Below are 14,493 nucleotides of genomic sequence, written 5' to 3' on the forward strand. Positions count from 1 at the left end.
CGAGATGGTCAGCGCGTGTGCAGTTGATCGCCGCGGAGCGTGCCCGTGTCAGGCAGGGCCCTCGGCGGGGTCCGAGCCGATGCGGGTGATCGCATTGCGCTCGTCCACGAAGACTACGCTCGGTTCGAAGATCTTGGCCTCGGCGGTGTCGAGCATCCCGTAAGCAATGAGGATGACCAGGTCGCCCGGGTGGATCAGGTGCGCGGCGGCGCCGTTGATCCCGACGATCCCGGAGTCGCGCGGGCCCTCGATCAGGTAGGTGCTCAGCCGGTTGCCGTTGGTGATGTCGACGATGTCGACCTTCTCACCGGGCAGCAGGTTCGCCGCTTCCATCAGGGTGGCGTCGAGCGTGCACGATCCGACGTAGTCCAGGTCGGCCTGGGTGACGGTGGCTCGGTGGACCTTGGACTTCATCATTTCGCGCAGCATGGCGCTCATCATGCAGCCCGCGGCGATAACTGTCAGTGGCCGCCATCACGCCCGAACGGCGGATGGCGGCCATTGACTCTCGGTCAGCGGTTGGCCAGTTCGGGGACCCGCGGGGCGGGAGCCGTCGGCTGGGGCCGGAGGGAGTCGCCTTCGATGTCGACGTTGGGCAGCAGGCGGTTGAGCCAGCTGGGGAGCCACCAGGCGGACTTGCCGAGGAGGGCCATCACGGCGGGGACGATGGTCATCCGGACGATGAAGGCGTCGACGAAGACGGCGAAGGCGAGGCCGAGGCCGATCTCGCGGACCAGGGTCTCGCTGGACAGGATGAAGCCGGAGAAGACCCCGGGCGCTGTGGCTGAAGCCGTCGACGACGGAGCGGATCGGCCCGGCGCCGTGAACGTGTTGCTCACGCATCCTGGTCACCAGGAAGACCTGGTAGTCCATCGCGAGGCCGAAGACGATGCCGACCAGGAAGACCGGCAGCATGCTGATCACCGGTCCCGTCTGCCCGGTGATGCCGAACAGGTCTGCCAGCCAGCCCCACTGGAACACCGCGACCACCGCGCCGAAGGTCGAACCCACCGTGAGCAGGAACCCGAGCGTCGCCTTCAGCGGAACGAGGACGGACCGGAAGACCACCATCAGCAGCAGGAACGCGAGCCCGATCACCAAGGCCAGATAGGGAACCAGCGCCGACCCGAGCTTGGCGGAGATGTCGATGTTGAACGCGGTCGCGCCGGTGACCGATACCTCCGCGCCGGCGCCCGGCGGTACGTCGCGGATCGCCGCGACCAGGTCCTTCGTCTGGGTGCTGCTCGGTCCGCTGGCCGGGATGACGCGCAGCACCGCCGTATCGCCTGCCTGGTTGAAGACGGCCGGGGTCACCGCGGTGACGTCGGGCAGTCCCTTGAGCTTGTTCTCGATCCGCGCGGCCGTACCCTTCGGGTTCTGGGCCTTGGAGCCGTCGATGACCACCATCAGCGGGCCGTTGAAGCCGGGACCGAAGCCGTCGGACAGCGTGTCGTACGCCTTGCGCTGGGTGGAGGAGGGCGGCGGTGAAGGCGGCCCCGAGGCCCATCTGGGTGAGGAACGGGATCCCGACGACGGACAACCCGGCCAGCGCGATGACCACTGTGAGTCCGGCGAAGACCACCGCGGAGCCCGCCGTACCGACCGCGTGTCCGACGGCTTCCTCCGGCTCCTTGCCGGCGGCGATCTCGTGCCGGTAGCGGGACATGATGAACAGGGCGTAGTCGATGCTGACCGCGAGGCCGATCATGAACGCCAGGATCGGCGTACCCGAGCCGATGTCGACGAAGCCGGTGGCGGCGGTGATCCCGGCCGCGCCGATGCCGACCGCGATGATTGCCGCCAGCAACGGAAGTCCGGCGGCGACGGATCAAACGATCGAGCGACAGCCGCACCGACGTGCGGCCAGGGTTACGACGTCTGCTGCCAAGAGCTTCTCGACCTCGTCCGACGTACTCATGAGAGGGAGTTCGCGGCCTGGACTGTCAAGGCACGAAGGGATTCGTAGCGCGGGCGGAGCTCGGCGACCCGGTCGACGTCCGCGGCGACGGGCCGCAGCGATTCGCCGCAGGGAGCGGGGGAGAGCCCCAGTGCGACGGCCGCCGCGCCGCGCGCACCGACCTCGGCTTCGGCGCAGACCTCGGTCGGCCGGGCGAACGTCGCGGTCAGGCAGTTGCGCCACCAGGCCGAGGCATCGATCCCGCCGCCACCCAGCACAACCTCCAACTGCCGGCCGAACAAGCCGTCCAGCATTCGAAGCCCACGGTCGATCTCAAGCGAAGCGCCTTGCAGGGAAGCGGCCAAGAGGTCGGCGGCGGTGTCGTCGAAAGACAGCCCGAAGTACGCGCCGGACCCACCCGGCACGGTTTCAGGTGGCCTGGTCCCGGCCTGGAAGGGAACACCGATCACCCGCGACGAGCCGATCTCGATCCCGGTCGGTTCCCGGTGCCCGGCGTCGAGCTGCAGTACGCCGGTCAGCCACGCATGCAGGTTCCCCGCGGCAGAGAAGGCCATTCCGGTCACCGCGCGCTTGTCGTCGACGCGATACCGCCACAACTCCCACGGTAGTTCGGGCGCGTCTTCGATCGGATGCACGACCCGCACGGCAGCCGACGTACCGACCGTCACGGCCGCCGTCGTCTCGTCGTACCCGCCGGTCCCGACGTTCGACGCGGCCCCGTCACCTGTCGGCGGATGAATCGGTACGCCGGCGAGCGCGGGCCATCTCAGCGCGAAGGCAGATGACAGCACTCCGGTCCAGCCGGTCGGCACGATCGGGGGCAGCTGCGACCCGGAAACCCCTGCCACCGCAAGCGCTTCGGCGTCGTACGCGCCGGAGGCGAGGTCGAGGGTGCCCGTTCCGGACGCGATCGACACCGACGTGACCCGTTCGGAGGTCAGCCGCTCAAGCACGAGATCCGGCAACCCGGCATAGAAAGCAGGCGAAACGATCGACCGCAGCCAGGGTATCCGCCGGGGCCAGTAGAGCCGGTGCAACCAGGCGCCGGTCCTGGCATGGAAGGCGCACTCGTCGAAGTCGGACCCCACCGGAGCGGGCACGGAACGCGTGTCCACCCAGGGGATCACGGGCGTCAGCGCCGCTCCGGTCGAAGACAGCGCGACGATCGAGTGCCACTGGGACGACAGCACGATGTCGCTGATGTCGACGAGGTGCCCGTTCTGCTGCAGCTCGTCCAGGCAGCCCAGGAGCCCCTCGACGTAGTCGTGCAGATCGAGCGTCGCTGCGCCGCCGGCGCCGTACGACGGACTGATCTTGTGCCTCGCGAGTGCGCCTTCTACGGGCGACAGATCGGGCGAGAGCACCAGGGCACGAGCGGACGACGTGCCAAGGTCCAAAGCGAGGACCCGGCTGTCAGTCTTCGGCATGCAGGGCCTTCAGGAACGAAGCGGCCCAGACGTTCACGTCGTGCGCGGCCAGGTGTTTGCGCATCGCCTTCATCCGGCGGCCGAGCTGGCGGTCGTCGGTGTTCATGGCGTCGACGATGGTGTCCTTCATCCCGTTGATGTCGTGCGGGTTCACCAGGAAGGCCTGCCGGAACTCGTCGGCCGCACCGGCGAACTCGCTCAGCACCAGCGCGCCGGTGTCGTCGTACCGGCAGGCGACGTACTCCTTGGCGACCAGGTTCATCCCGTCGCGCAACGGCGTCACCACGGCCACGTCGGCGGCCCGGAACAGCGCTGCCATCTCGGTCCGCGAGTAGGAGGTGTGCAGGTAGTTGATCGCGGGAGTGCCGATCCGGCCGTGCTCGCCGTTGATCCGGCCGACCAGCAACTCGATCTCGTCCCGCAGTACGCGGTACTGCTCCACGCGCTCCCGTGAAGGCGTCGCCACCTGGATGAATACGGCGTCGTCGACCGAGACGCGGCCCTCGTCGAGGAGCTCACCGAAGCCGCGCAGCCGTTGCCGGATGCCCTTGGTGTAGTCGAGCCGGTCCACGCCGAGCAGGATGTGCGCGGGGTTGCCGACCTCCTTGCGCATCTCGAGCGCGCGGGCCTCGGTCTCCGGCTGCCGGGCGAGCTGCTCGAGTTCGCCGACGTCGATGGAGATCGGGAACGCCTTGGCGCGGACGATCCGGTCGTCCGGCAGGTGGATGCGGTCGCCGCGGGTCCTGAGGCCCATCCGGTTGCGGGCCAGCCGGGCGAAGTTCGAGGCGGCGCCGGGACGCTGGAAGCCGACCAGGTCCGCTCCCATCAGCCCGTCCAGGATCTGGCGGCGCCACGGCATCTGCGCGAACAGCTCGGTGGGCGGGAACGGGATGTGCAGGAAGAAGCCGATCCGTACGTCGGGGCGCAGGCGGCGCAGCATCGCCGGGACGAGCTGCAGCTGGTAGTCGTGCACCCAGACCACAGCGTTGTCGTCAGCAGCGTCTGCCGCCGCCTCGGCGAACCGGCGGTTCACTGCGACGTACGACTCCCACCACTCCCGGTGGAACTCCGGCGCCACGATCACGTCGTGGTACAGCGGCCAGAGCGTCGCGTTGGAGAAGCCCTCGTAGTACAGCTGGATGTCCTCGGCCGACAGTGTCACCGGGACCAGGTGCATCCCGCCCTCGTCGAACGGGTCGACCTTCTCGTCGGCGCCGCCGGTCCAGCCGATCCAGGCGCCGTGGTGGCGCTGCATCACCGGTGCCAGGGCCGTTACCAGCCCACCTGGGCTGCGCCGCCACGCAGTTGTGCCGTCGGGCATCTCGGTCCGGTCGACCGGTAGCCGGTTGGCCACCACCACGAAGGAACTGCGTCCGCTCGGCATCAGTTGTTATCCACCCAGGTATTCGTCGTCGCCGGGGTAGCTGACCCCGATCTGTCTACGTGTCTCGTCGAGCAGCTCGAGAATCTCGACCGTGGCGGCGTGCGGGAGCGCTGGGCACTCGACCTGGCCGGCGCGGAAGGAGCGCATCACCTCGGCTGCTTCGTAGTGGTACCCAGCGCCATGCATCGGTACTTCGACCCGCTCGTCGCCCGAGGCTGTCTGGCGTACGTAGTACTCCGGGTGGTGGAACCCGCCAGGCAGCAGCAGCGAACCGTCCGGACCGCTGACCGAGGCGTTGAACGGGTGATGCGAGCGCAGCCCACAGGTGAGCCCGGCCACGGCGCCGGACGCGTACCGCCACGACATCGCGACGCTCAGGTCCACACCGTCCTCGTTCAGCGATCCGACGGCCTTGACCTCTTCGGGACGGCCGAGCGCCATGTACGCGAACGTCATCGGGTAGATGCCGCCGTCCATCAGCACCCCGCCGCCCAGCTCCCGGTCGAGCAGCCGGGGCGGGAGCTGCGGCCGGTGGAAGCCGAAGTCGGCCAGCGCCTGCATCGGTTCGCCGATCACACCCTTGGCGAGGTCCGCGAACATCGCCTGGACGACAGGGTTGGTGCGCATCCACATCGCCTCGGCGAACAGGGTCTTGGACTCATGTGCCACCGCGACCAGGTCCGCAGCCTGCTTGGCCGTCAGCGTCACCGGCTTCTCGCAGAGCACCGCGATCCCGGCCTGTAACGCCATCCTGGCGATCCCGTAGTGCTGCGGATGCGGCGTACCGATGTAGAGCACGTCGACGGTGCCCGACTCGATCAGCCGGCGATAGTCGTCGTAGCGGTGCTCGATCCCGAACTGCTCACCGAACCGGTCGGCACTGCCCTGGGATCGGGACGCGACGGCGGTCACCACGGCGTCGTCGAGGACCGCCAGGTCTTTCGTGAACGAGGTGGAGATGTTGCCAGTCGCAACGATTCCCCAGCGGACGCGATCTATACCCATTGTCTGAACTCCGGGGTCGGGAACGGACCGGTTGCCTTGATTCTCGCGGTTTCGAACGCGTGCGCCAAGCGAATGAGGGTGGCATCACTCCGCCCGGTACCGCTGAAGGTGATCCCGACCGGCAGTCCTTCGACCAGTCCGGACGGGACCGACATCAGGGGGTAACCGGCCAGGGCGGCATGGGTGGACGAACTGCCGAGGACGTGGTCGCCGTTGACCAGATCGATCGACCAGGCCGGCGAGTACGCCGGGGTGACCAGCGCGTCGAGCTGGTTGTCCCGGAGCAGGCCGTCGATGCCGTCGCGGCCGGCCCTGAGTGCGGACAACCGGGCGGCGACGTAAGTGGGCGAATCCAGCCCGTCGGTCTGCTCGGAGCGCTCGAACAACTCCTGGCCGAAGTACCGCAACTCTTCGTGGGCATGGGCCTTGTTGAAGGCGATCACGTCCGCGAGGGTGCGCGGGCCGCCCGGCTGCCGGGTGGCCAGATACGCGGCGAGGTCGACCTTCATCTCGTGGAACAGGATCGAGACCTGATCCTCCTCGCTGCCCGGAGTCGGCAGCGACAACCCGTCGACGACGGTGGCGCCGGCTGCCGACAACAAGGACAACGCTTCCTCGGTGACGCGGTCGAGGCCGACCGAGTACCCCCACAAGGGCCCTCTCGGCACACCGATCCGTACGCCGGTCAGGTCGTCGCCGAGGCAATGCGACTCGTAGTCCGTGCCGCCGCCGGTCAGTACGGTGAGCAGCGCGGCCGCCTGGCGAACAGTCTTCGTCATCGGCCCGGCGGTGTCCTGGGAGTGCGACAGCGGGATGATGCCCTGCTGCGGGATCAGCCCGACGGTGGGCTTCAGCCCGACGATGCCGTTCAGCGCGGCCGGGCAGACGATCGACCCGTTCGTCTCCGTCCCGATGGCGAGCTCCGCGAGACCGGCCGCGACGGCCCGCGCCGGAGCCGCTGGAGGAACCGCCCGCGGAACGGTTCAACGCATACGGATTGCGGGTCAGACCGCCGTACCCGCTCCAGCCGGACGACGAGGACGAGCCGCGGAAGTTGGCCCACTCGCTCAGGTTGGTCTTGCCGAGCACGATGCAGCCCGCCTCGCGCAACCGGCGTACCAGCGGGGCGTCGTACGGCGGTGGTGGCTGGTCGGCCAGCGCGAGCGAGCCGGCGGTGGTCGGCAGGTCGGCCGTGTCGATGTTGTCCTTCACCAGCACGGCCATTCCGTGCAGGGGACCACGGATCCGGCCGTCGTCACGCTCCGCGTCCAGGCGAGCGGCTTCGGTCAGGGCAGCTGGGTTCGGCGTGCAGACGGAGTTGATCAGCGGGTCCACCTCGGACCGCCTCGCCTGCAGCTCTTCGACCGTCGCGATGGCGGGTCGCGGGCCGGGCGACACGTCGCCGAGGCCCTGTCGAGTTGAGCTCACACCCACGATCCTGCCAGAGTTGGCCGGGCCCGACCGTCCGCCCGACATGTCGCCGCCACCAGGCGGAGGGTGAATGACATGACTGTTGTTCCCCCGTACAGTGGAGCGCGGACGGACATCGCCGACCGCACGGGAGACACCAGCAGATGGACAGCGCCAACGCCAGCTCCTCCGGCTCAGCCGAAGCAGCCCAGCCGGCTGTCGCTGGATTATCGGACCGTGATGGGGCGATCCTCGGCTTCGAGCGGCACTGGTGGAAGTACGCCGGCGCCAAGGAGCAGGCGATCCGGGACCAGTTCCAGATGTCGGCCACCCGCTACTACCAGGTGCTGAACGCGCTGATCGACCGGCCCGAGGCACTCGCGCACGACCCGTTGCTGGTGAAGCGGCTGCGCCGGTTGCGCGCCGCCAGGCAACGCGCCCGATCCGCCCGTCGCTTGGGTATCGAGGTCTGAACTTGACCCGCCCGAAGGACGACAAGGGCCAGATCCTCTCGTCCCTCGTCGCCGTGCTCGCAGTCGTGGCCATCGTCGGTGGCCTGCTGGTGCTGTTCGGGACCAGGGGCAGCAACTCCGTGGCCGACTCCAAGCCGGCCGCTTCGACGCCGAAGACGTCGGCCAAGCCCTCCGACGTGCCGGTGATCTCCCCGACTCCGACCGCCGGTCCATCGACCCCTGCTCCGTCGACTGCTGTTTCGTCGACCGCTGTTCCGCCGACCGCGCCGACGTCGGCGCCGACCTCTGTGCCCACGGTTCCGGTCTCCGAGCGACCCGCCGTCGAGGTGTACAACAACACCCCGCGCAAGGGGCTCGCGGACGATGTGTCGATCCGCGCCCGGCGGGCCGGCTGGACCGTGGCCGGCCGGGACAACTGGCACGGCAAGATCGTCACCAGCACCGTCTACTTCCCGGCCGGGATGGAAGCCGACGCCACCCAGTTGGCCAAGGACATCGGCGTGGGCCGGATCAAGGACGCGCTCGAGAACATGAAGAAGGACAGGCTGACCGTCATCCTGACGACGGACTACGCCGGATGAGCACTCCGGTTCTGGTGACACAGGCCGGCCGGGACGGTTGGGAAGCGATCGTCAAGGATCCCGCCGGGGCGGTGATCGCCTCGGATTTCGACGGCACTCTGTCCCCGCTGGTCGAGGATCCGGCGATGTCCCGGGCGGCCGACGGAGCGCTTGACGCTTTGGCGCGACTGGCCGGCGTGGGTGCGCAGGTGGCGATCGTCACCGGGCGGCCCGCGCTGGTGGCAACCGAGCTGTCCGGTGTCAGTGGCCACGCAGGACTCGGCAGCCTCGTAGTACTGGGGCACTACGGGCTGGAGCGCTGGGAGGCCTCTACAGGTGCCGTGACCAGCGAGCCCGTTCCCGCGGGTGTAGCCGTCGCGCGCGAGCAACTCCCTGCCGTACTACGCGACGCGGGGCAGCCGGATGCGTTCGTGGAGGACAAGGACAGCTCGCTGGCGGTCCACACTCGCAGACTGCCTGATCCGGCGGGGGCGCTAGAGGCTTTGCGTACGCCGCTGTCGGAGCTGGCCTCGTCAGTAGGCCTTCACCTGGAGCCGGGCAACCTGGTGCTGGAGCTGCGCCCGCCCGGGATCGACAAGGGGCTAGCCCTGCGTCGTTTGCTCGACAGCACCGGGGCTCGCTCGATCCTGTACGCCGGTGACGACCTGGGTGACCTGGCTGCCTTCAAAGCCCTTCAGGCTCTCCGCGCCGACGGTCTGCACGCAGTACTGGTTGCAGCGCGGTCGTCGGGTGCCACCGCGCTTACTGAGTCCGCCGACATCGTCGTGGACGACCCGGCGGGGGTAGTAACCGTCCTCACTGCCCTCGCGGATGCGATCGCAACGCGCTGAACGCCTGGCTCAGCGTCTTGCCGAGGGACTGCACCGGATATTCGGTGTAGCCGCCGTCGTCGAGGCCGGCCAGCCGCTCGAAGATGTTCCGGGAAGCCGGACAGCCGGTCCGTAACAGGGACCAGCTCGCGGCGAGGATGTACAGCGGGAGCATCGGCAGGCCGATCAGGCAGAAGTACTGCCAGGAGTGCCGTTCCTCGTGCTTGATCAGCGTCGGCTGCTCGTCGAAGTACGCACGGTCGTGTTTGGTCAGGATCAGGTTCCCGATCGTGAAAGCGCCGGCGACCGGAAACTTCAGCCGGTAACCCGTCGCGTAGAACAATCCCCGCGGCCCGCGGCTGAACCGGGCCCGCCCGAGCACGCCGACCAGCACCCCGGTCAGCGTCGAGAGATTGATCGTGTTCACCACCAGCTTCACAGCCTGCCACCCCGACATCGCCATGCCTCAGTATGTGGTTCTGTCGGCGCGGTAGGTAAGACTTGCGGTGTGAGCTCGGTGGTACGGCGGTGGCGGCCCTGGGCGGCCTGTGGATCCTCAGATGGTGATCGGGGGGCTACGGAAGGGGCCAGGAGATCCCGCGTACGTGTATGACGGGCGGACTATCTGGCGAGCCACCAGGACGCCGGACGGGCCGGTCCTGTTGCGATTGACGCCGTACTCCGCGGTGGCCGAGGTCGAAGCCGAGGCGTGGGGTCCGGGGGCGGGCTGGGCGCTGGACGGGGTTCCCGAGTTGCTGGGAGACGCGGACAGCTGGGACGGGTTCGAGCCGCTGCCGGAGCATCAGCCGCTGGTCGATGCGGCGAGGCGGTTCCCGCACTTCCGGGTGCCGCGGACGCGAGCCGTGTTCGAGGCGATGGCGGCGGCCGGGATCGAGCAGGTGGTGACCGGGAAGGAAGCGTTCGCGGGGTGGCGGATGCTGCTGCGTGAGTACGGCGAGCCGGCGCCGGGTCCGGGGTCGCCGGACGGGCGCAAGATGATGGTCCCACCGTCGCCGGAGGAGTGGCGGCTGATCCCGTCCTGGCAGTGGTTGCGGGCCGGGGTCGAAGGCCGGCGGTCGCGAGTCGTCATCACAGCGGCGACGCGGGCCGCGGCGTTGGAGCGGACGCTCGAGCTGACCGACGGCGTGGAGATCGAGCGACGGCTGCGGTCGTTGCCTGGCGTCGGGGTCTGGACCGCGGCCGAAGTACGGCAGCGGGCGCACGGGGACGCGGACGCGTTCTCGTTCGCGGACTATCACGTATCCCGCAACGTCTCCTACGCGCTGACCGGCGAGGAGCTCGACGACGAAGGCACCGCCGAACTGATCGAGCCGTACCGCGGGCATCGCTTCCGCGTCCAGGCTCTCCTGGGCCTGGCCGGTCTCGCCCATCCCCGCTTCGGCCCCCGCAAGTCGCTGCCGACCCACACGCCCGGGGCGACGAACCGGCTTCGCTGAGCCCGGCCGGGCATCAGTCGGGGCACTAGGGTCGGCATGATGCGAATCGACGGGGACGGCCTCTACCTGGTCGCCGGTGCGGCCTTGCTGGTCGGCGCCATCCTGCCGCGACTGCTGCGCCGGTACGCGATCTCGGCCCCGATCGCCTTCGTCGGGGCGGGGCTGTTGCTCGGTCTGGCGGTGGACCGCAGCCACCTGAGCCCCATCGCCGAGCCGGGGCTCACCAAGCACCTTGCCGAGCTGACCATCCTGATCGCCTTGATGGGTGTCGGCCTGGCGATCGACCGCCCGATCGGCTGGCAGCGGTGGCGGACGACCTGGCGGCTGCTGCTGATCGCGATGCCGGCCTGTATCGCCGCGGTCGCGGGGGCCGGCTGGTTGCTCGGGCTGGCGCCCGCGACGGCGCTGCTGCTCGGCGCCGTACTCGCGCCGACCGATCCGGTGCTTGCCTCGGACGTCCAGGTCCAGGGGCCCTCGACCGGCGAGGGCGCGGAGCCCGAGGAGGACGACGAGGTGCGGTTCGCGCTCACCTCGGAGGCCGGCCTGAACGACGCGCTGGCCTTCCCGTTCGTCTACGCGGCCGTCTTCGCCGCGACCAAGGGCGCGATCGGCGACTGGGGAATCGAGTGGCTCGCCTGGGACCTGGCCGGCAGGACGCTGATCGGGATCGCGGTCGGCGCCGGGGCAGGCCGGCTGCTCGGCAAGATGGCGTTCGGCGCTCCGTCGCGGACCTTCCGGCTGGCCGACTCCCGCGAACCGGTGCTCGCGCTGGCGATGACGCTGGGCGTCTACGGGTTGACCCAGGTTCTGCACGGCTACGGCTTCCTTGCCGTCTTCGTCGCCGCCCTGACGCTGCGGGCGGCCGAGCGGGGCCACGACTTCCACGCTGAACTGCACAGCTTCATCGAGGAGCTCGAACACATCCTGACCTGGGGGATCCTGCTGCTGCTCGGCGTCGCGATCACCGGCGGCATCCTCAAGCCACTGACGGTGACCGGTGTCGTGATCGGGGTCGCGCTGGTCCTGGTGATCCGGCCATTGACCGCTTGGGTAGCCCTCCAGCGGACCCCGCTGCGCAGATCCGAGCGGTGGGTGACCGCTGCCTTCGGCGTACGGGGCGTCGGTTCGGTGTATTACCTGGCGTACGCCGGACCCGAGTTCAGGGCGGACCTGCCCTGGTTGTGGGCGACTGTCGCGTTCACCGTGGTTCTGAGTGTTCTTGTGCACGGGGTCGCGGCCACACCGCTGATGCGGATGCTGGACCTGCGCCGCGGCGGTGACCAGGACTGAGATCGACTGTCTCGCATAGTGGGATCGGAGGACACAATGTGGACCCGATTGGGTAACCTCGTCAGTGCTCATCCAGAGGGACTGAGGGAAACGGCCCGTTGAAGTCCCGGCAACCCTCCCCGTTGGCGCACTCGATCCGGGTGCGTTCGCGGCGGACCGGTGCCAAATCCGTCCCGCGCCGAGATCCGGTTCGGGGAAGATGAGGAGGGAACCTCCATGAGCTTGAGCACCCCGACCGCCACCCACACCATCCGTGCAGGTGCCTTCGGCAACGGAACGCACCTGAGCTGTCGCGCCTGCGGCGCGAAATCCGAACTCGGCCCGTTCTACGCCTGTATGGAGTGCTTCGGTCCGCTGGAGGTCGGGTACGAGTTCCCGGCCATCACGCGTGCACAGATCGAGGCCGGCCCGAAGAACATCTGGCGCTACCAGCCGCTGCTGCCCGTCCCGGTCGACGTGGCGAGCTTCCCGAACACCGAACCGGGCTACACCCGGCTGATCGACGCCGGCAACCTGGCCCGCGAGCTCGGCCTGCGCAAGCTCTGGGTGAAGGACGACTCGGGCAACCCGACCCACTCCTTCAAGGACCGCGTGGTCGCGTCCGCCCTGAGCGCCACCCGTGAGCTCGGCATGAAGGTCTTCGCCTGCCCCTCCACCGGCAACCTGGCCAACGCCGTCGCCGCCGCGGCCGCCCGGGCCGGCATCCGCTCGGTCGTCTTCATCCCGCAGGACCTCGAGCGCCCCAAGATCATCACCACCGCCGTGTACGGCGGAACGCTGGTCGCCGTCGAGGGCAACTACGACGACGTGAACAAGCTCGCCTCCGAGATCGCCGGTGAGGAAGAAGGCTGGGCGTTCGTCAACGTCAACGTCCGGCCGTACTACTCCGAGGGCTCGAAGACGCTCGCGTTCGAGATCGCCGAGCAGCTCGGCTGGCGGATCCCGCAGCAGGTGGTGATCCCGGTCGCGTCCGGTTCGCAGCTGACCAAGATCGACAAGGGCTTCACCGAGCTCGGCAAGCTCGGGCTCGTCGACGCCACCGACTACAAGATCTACGGCGCCCAGGCGACCGGCTGCTCGCCGATCGCCCAGGCGTTCCGCGACGGGTACGACGTGGTGAAGCCGGTCAAGCCGGACACCATCGCGAAGTCCCTGGCGATCGGGAACCCCGCCGACGGACCGTACGTGCTCGACGTCGCCCGGCGTACCGGTGGTGTGATCGAGGACGTCAGCGACGAAGAGGTCATCGAGGGCATCCAGTTGCTGGCCCGGACCGAGGGCATCTTCACCGAGACCGCCGGCGGCGTCACCGTCGCGACGCTGAAGAAGCTGATCGAGACCGGTCAGCTCGACCCCGACGCCGAGACGGTGATCATCAACTCCGGCGACGGGCTCAAGACGCTCGACGCGGTGGCCGACCGGGTCGGCCCGAAGGTCACCATCCCCGCGTCCTACGACGCCTTCGTGAAGGCAGGTCTGCAGTGAGTGTGAGCGTGCGCGTCCCGACCATCCTGCGGCCGTACACCAAGGGTGTCTCCGAGGTCTCGGTCGAAGGCTCGACCCTGAGCGAGGTGCTGGAGTCGCTCGACACGTCGTACCCGGGCATCAAGAGCCGGGTCCTCGACGAGTCCGGCGAGCTGCGCCGCTTCGTCAACGTGTACGTCGACAACGACGACGTCCGGTTCTCCGAGGGACTCCAGACCGCGATCAAGGACGGCGGCCAGGTCTCGATCATCCCGGCCGTCGCCGGCGGCTGCTAACCAGCCTTCGTGCTGCGGAAGGATCGTCGGTAGCTGTCCGGAGGGACGCCGACGATCCGCTTGAACTGACGCCGGAGCGTCGTCGCGGTGCCCATGCCGGTGGCGACGGCGACCGCTTCGATGCTCTGATCGGTGGACTCCAATAGCTCCTGGGCCCGGCGTACGCGCTGGGTCAGGAGCCACTGGATCGGCGCCTGGCCGGTGACCGAGCGGAACTGCCGGCCGAGGTTGCGCGGGCTCGTGCTCACCTGCCGGGCCAGATCGGTGACGGTCAGCGGCTGGTCCAGACGTTCCTGGACCCAGGCGAGCAGGCGGGCCAGCTGATGATCGCCCGACACCTGGATCGGCGTGGTCACGAACTGGGCCTGGCCGCCGTCGCGGTGCGGCGGTACGACGAGGCGGCGGGCGACCGTGTTGGCGATGGCCGCACCGTGATCGAGGTTGACCAGGTGGAGGCAGAGATCGACGGCTGCCGCCTTGCCCGCGGCGGTGAGGACGCGACCGTTGTCGGTGTAGAGCACGTCCGGATCGACCAGCGCCAAGGGATGACGGGCGCGCAGTTGGTCGGTGTGAGCCCAATGGGTCGTTGCCCGCCGGCCGTCCAGGAGCCCGGCCGCGCCGAGGACGAAGGCGCCGGTACAGAGCGACGCGACCCGGGCGCCTGCTTCGTACGCCGCGCGGACGGCTTCGACCAGTTCCGTCGGCAGCGGGTCGTCGACATCGACGTACGCCGGCACGATCACCGTGTCGGCGGTGGCCAGGTGATCCAGGCCGTGGTCGGGCTCGAGCTTGAACGGGCCGACCTGGATCGGGCCGGGGCCGCACAGCGATACGTCGTACCAGTCGTCCTCGGACCCGAGTGGGGGATTGCCGAAGATCTCGTACGCGACGCCCAGCTCGAAATGCAGGAGCCGGCCGGCCGTTGCCAAGGCCACAGTGTGCATGTCCGAAAGTGTACGCATGGTGTCGTTCCGGACTA

At 69.0% G+C, this 14,493-nt stretch carries 15 protein-coding genes, 2 pseudogenes and 1 riboswitch; of the genes and pseudogenes, 7 read left to right on the top strand and 10 right to left on the bottom strand.

Annotated elements, in window-relative coordinates; all coding sequences use genetic code 11:
* Window positions 1-48: 48 nt before the first annotated feature.
* The 8 genes and pseudogenes from panD to F1D05_RS40870 form a co-directional block, all read right to left on the bottom strand.
* Window positions 49-429, bottom strand: coding sequence for an aspartate 1-decarboxylase (gene panD / locus F1D05_RS26020; RefSeq protein ID WP_185443116.1), 381 nt, complete (start codon window positions 427-429; stop codon window positions 49-51).
* 45 nt (window positions 430-474) lie between these two features.
* Complete coding sequence (locus F1D05_RS43150; RefSeq protein ID WP_246486970.1) at window positions 475-1,407, bottom strand: MMPL family transporter; 933 nt, start codon at window positions 1,405-1,407, stop codon at window positions 475-477.
* A 139-nt stretch (window positions 1,408-1,546) separates the two neighbouring features.
* A pseudogene (locus F1D05_RS43155) lies at window positions 1,547-1,807 on the bottom strand (MMPL family transporter); the annotation flags it as partial.
* A gap of 107 nt (window positions 1,808-1,914) precedes the next feature.
* Window positions 1,915-3,345 carry an FGGY family carbohydrate kinase gene (locus tag F1D05_RS26030; protein ID WP_185443117.1) on the bottom strand — a complete coding sequence of 477 codons (1,431 nt, stop codon included), beginning with the start codon at window positions 3,343-3,345 and terminating at the stop codon, window positions 1,915-1,917.
* Window positions 3,332-4,729 carry an alpha,alpha-trehalose-phosphate synthase (UDP-forming) gene (locus F1D05_RS26035; RefSeq protein WP_185443118.1) on the bottom strand — a complete coding sequence of 466 codons (1,398 nt, stop codon included), beginning with the start codon at window positions 4,727-4,729 and terminating at the stop codon, window positions 3,332-3,334. Before F1D05_RS26035 ends, F1D05_RS26030 begins: the two co-directional genes overlap by 14 nt.
* A gap of 6 nt (window positions 4,730-4,735) precedes the next feature.
* The gene (locus F1D05_RS26040; RefSeq protein ID WP_185443119.1) at window positions 4,736-5,734 is read right to left on the bottom strand and encodes a Gfo/Idh/MocA family protein; all 999 of its coding nucleotides are present in this window, start codon (window positions 5,732-5,734) and stop codon (window positions 4,736-4,738) included.
* Window positions 5,725-6,648: an amidase family protein gene (locus F1D05_RS40865; protein WP_343066649.1), complete on the bottom strand. Its 924-nt coding sequence runs from the start codon at window positions 6,646-6,648 to the stop codon at window positions 5,725-5,727. The genes F1D05_RS26040 and F1D05_RS40865 overlap by 10 nt, the downstream gene beginning before the upstream one ends.
* Before the next feature lie 91 nt (window positions 6,649-6,739).
* Window positions 6,740-7,210 (bottom strand): annotated as a pseudogene (locus F1D05_RS40870) (amidase family protein); the annotation flags it as partial.
* Window positions 7,211-7,308: 98 nt separating this feature from the next.
* On the opposite strand from F1D05_RS40870, the gene F1D05_RS26050 reads away from it, so the two are divergent.
* The 3 genes from F1D05_RS26050 to otsB are packed head-to-tail and all read left to right on the top strand — an operon-like array spanning window position 7,309 to window position 9,028.
* Window positions 7,309-7,617, top strand: a complete 309-nt coding sequence (locus F1D05_RS26050) for a DUF3263 domain-containing protein (RefSeq protein WP_112247103.1) — start codon at window positions 7,309-7,311, stop codon at window positions 7,615-7,617.
* A gap of 2 nt (window positions 7,618-7,619) precedes the next feature.
* Window positions 7,620-8,198, top strand: a complete 579-nt coding sequence (locus F1D05_RS26055; protein WP_185443120.1) for a LytR C-terminal domain-containing protein — start codon at window positions 7,620-7,622, stop codon at window positions 8,196-8,198.
* A complete protein-coding gene (otsB, locus tag F1D05_RS26060; RefSeq protein ID WP_185443121.1) occupies window positions 8,195-9,028 on the top strand; it encodes a trehalose-phosphatase in 834 nt (277 codons plus the stop codon). Before F1D05_RS26055 ends, otsB begins: the two co-directional genes overlap by 4 nt.
* Here otsB and F1D05_RS26065 read toward each other — a convergent pair.
* The gene (locus tag F1D05_RS26065; protein ID WP_246485975.1) at window positions 8,994-9,470 is read right to left on the bottom strand and encodes a hypothetical protein; all 477 of its coding nucleotides are present in this window, start codon (window positions 9,468-9,470) and stop codon (window positions 8,994-8,996) included. The genes otsB and F1D05_RS26065 overlap by 35 nt on opposite strands.
* Window positions 9,471-9,567: 97 nt before the next feature.
* Here F1D05_RS26065 and F1D05_RS26070 point away from each other — a divergent pair, with 97 nt between their 5' ends.
* The 4 genes from F1D05_RS26070 to F1D05_RS26085 all read left to right on the top strand — a co-directional run bounded on the left by F1D05_RS26070 (window position 9,568) and on the right by F1D05_RS26085 (window position 13,514).
* A complete protein-coding gene (locus F1D05_RS26070; protein ID WP_246485976.1) occupies window positions 9,568-10,464 on the top strand; it encodes a DNA-3-methyladenine glycosylase family protein in 897 nt (298 codons plus the stop codon).
* A gap of 39 nt (window positions 10,465-10,503) precedes the next feature.
* A complete protein-coding gene (locus F1D05_RS26075) occupies window positions 10,504-11,754 on the top strand; it encodes a cation:proton antiporter (RefSeq protein ID WP_185443122.1) in 1,251 nt (416 codons plus the stop codon).
* Between the two features lie 65 nt (window positions 11,755-11,819).
* Window positions 11,820-11,960, top strand: a riboswitch (SAM riboswitch).
* A 10-nt stretch (window positions 11,961-11,970) separates the two neighbouring features.
* The gene (gene thrC, locus F1D05_RS26080; RefSeq protein WP_185443123.1) at window positions 11,971-13,239 is read left to right on the top strand and encodes a threonine synthase; all 1,269 of its coding nucleotides are present in this window, start codon (window positions 11,971-11,973) and stop codon (window positions 13,237-13,239) included.
* Window positions 13,236-13,514, top strand: a complete 279-nt coding sequence (locus F1D05_RS26085; RefSeq protein WP_185443124.1) for a ubiquitin-like small modifier protein 1 — start codon at window positions 13,236-13,238, stop codon at window positions 13,512-13,514. Before thrC ends, F1D05_RS26085 begins: the two co-directional genes overlap by 4 nt.
* Here the strand turns inward: F1D05_RS26085 and F1D05_RS26090 are convergent.
* Window positions 13,511-14,458, bottom strand: a complete 948-nt coding sequence (locus F1D05_RS26090) for a helix-turn-helix domain-containing protein (RefSeq protein ID WP_185443125.1) — start codon at window positions 14,456-14,458, stop codon at window positions 13,511-13,513. The two genes, F1D05_RS26085 and F1D05_RS26090, sit on opposite strands and share 4 nt — an antisense overlap.
* Between the last annotated feature and the right edge of the window lie 35 nt (window positions 14,459-14,493).

Origin of the sequence: Kribbella qitaiheensis (assembly GCF_014217565.1) — a bacterium.
GTDB lineage: Bacteria > Actinomycetota > Actinomycetes > Propionibacteriales > Kribbellaceae > Kribbella > Kribbella qitaiheensis_A.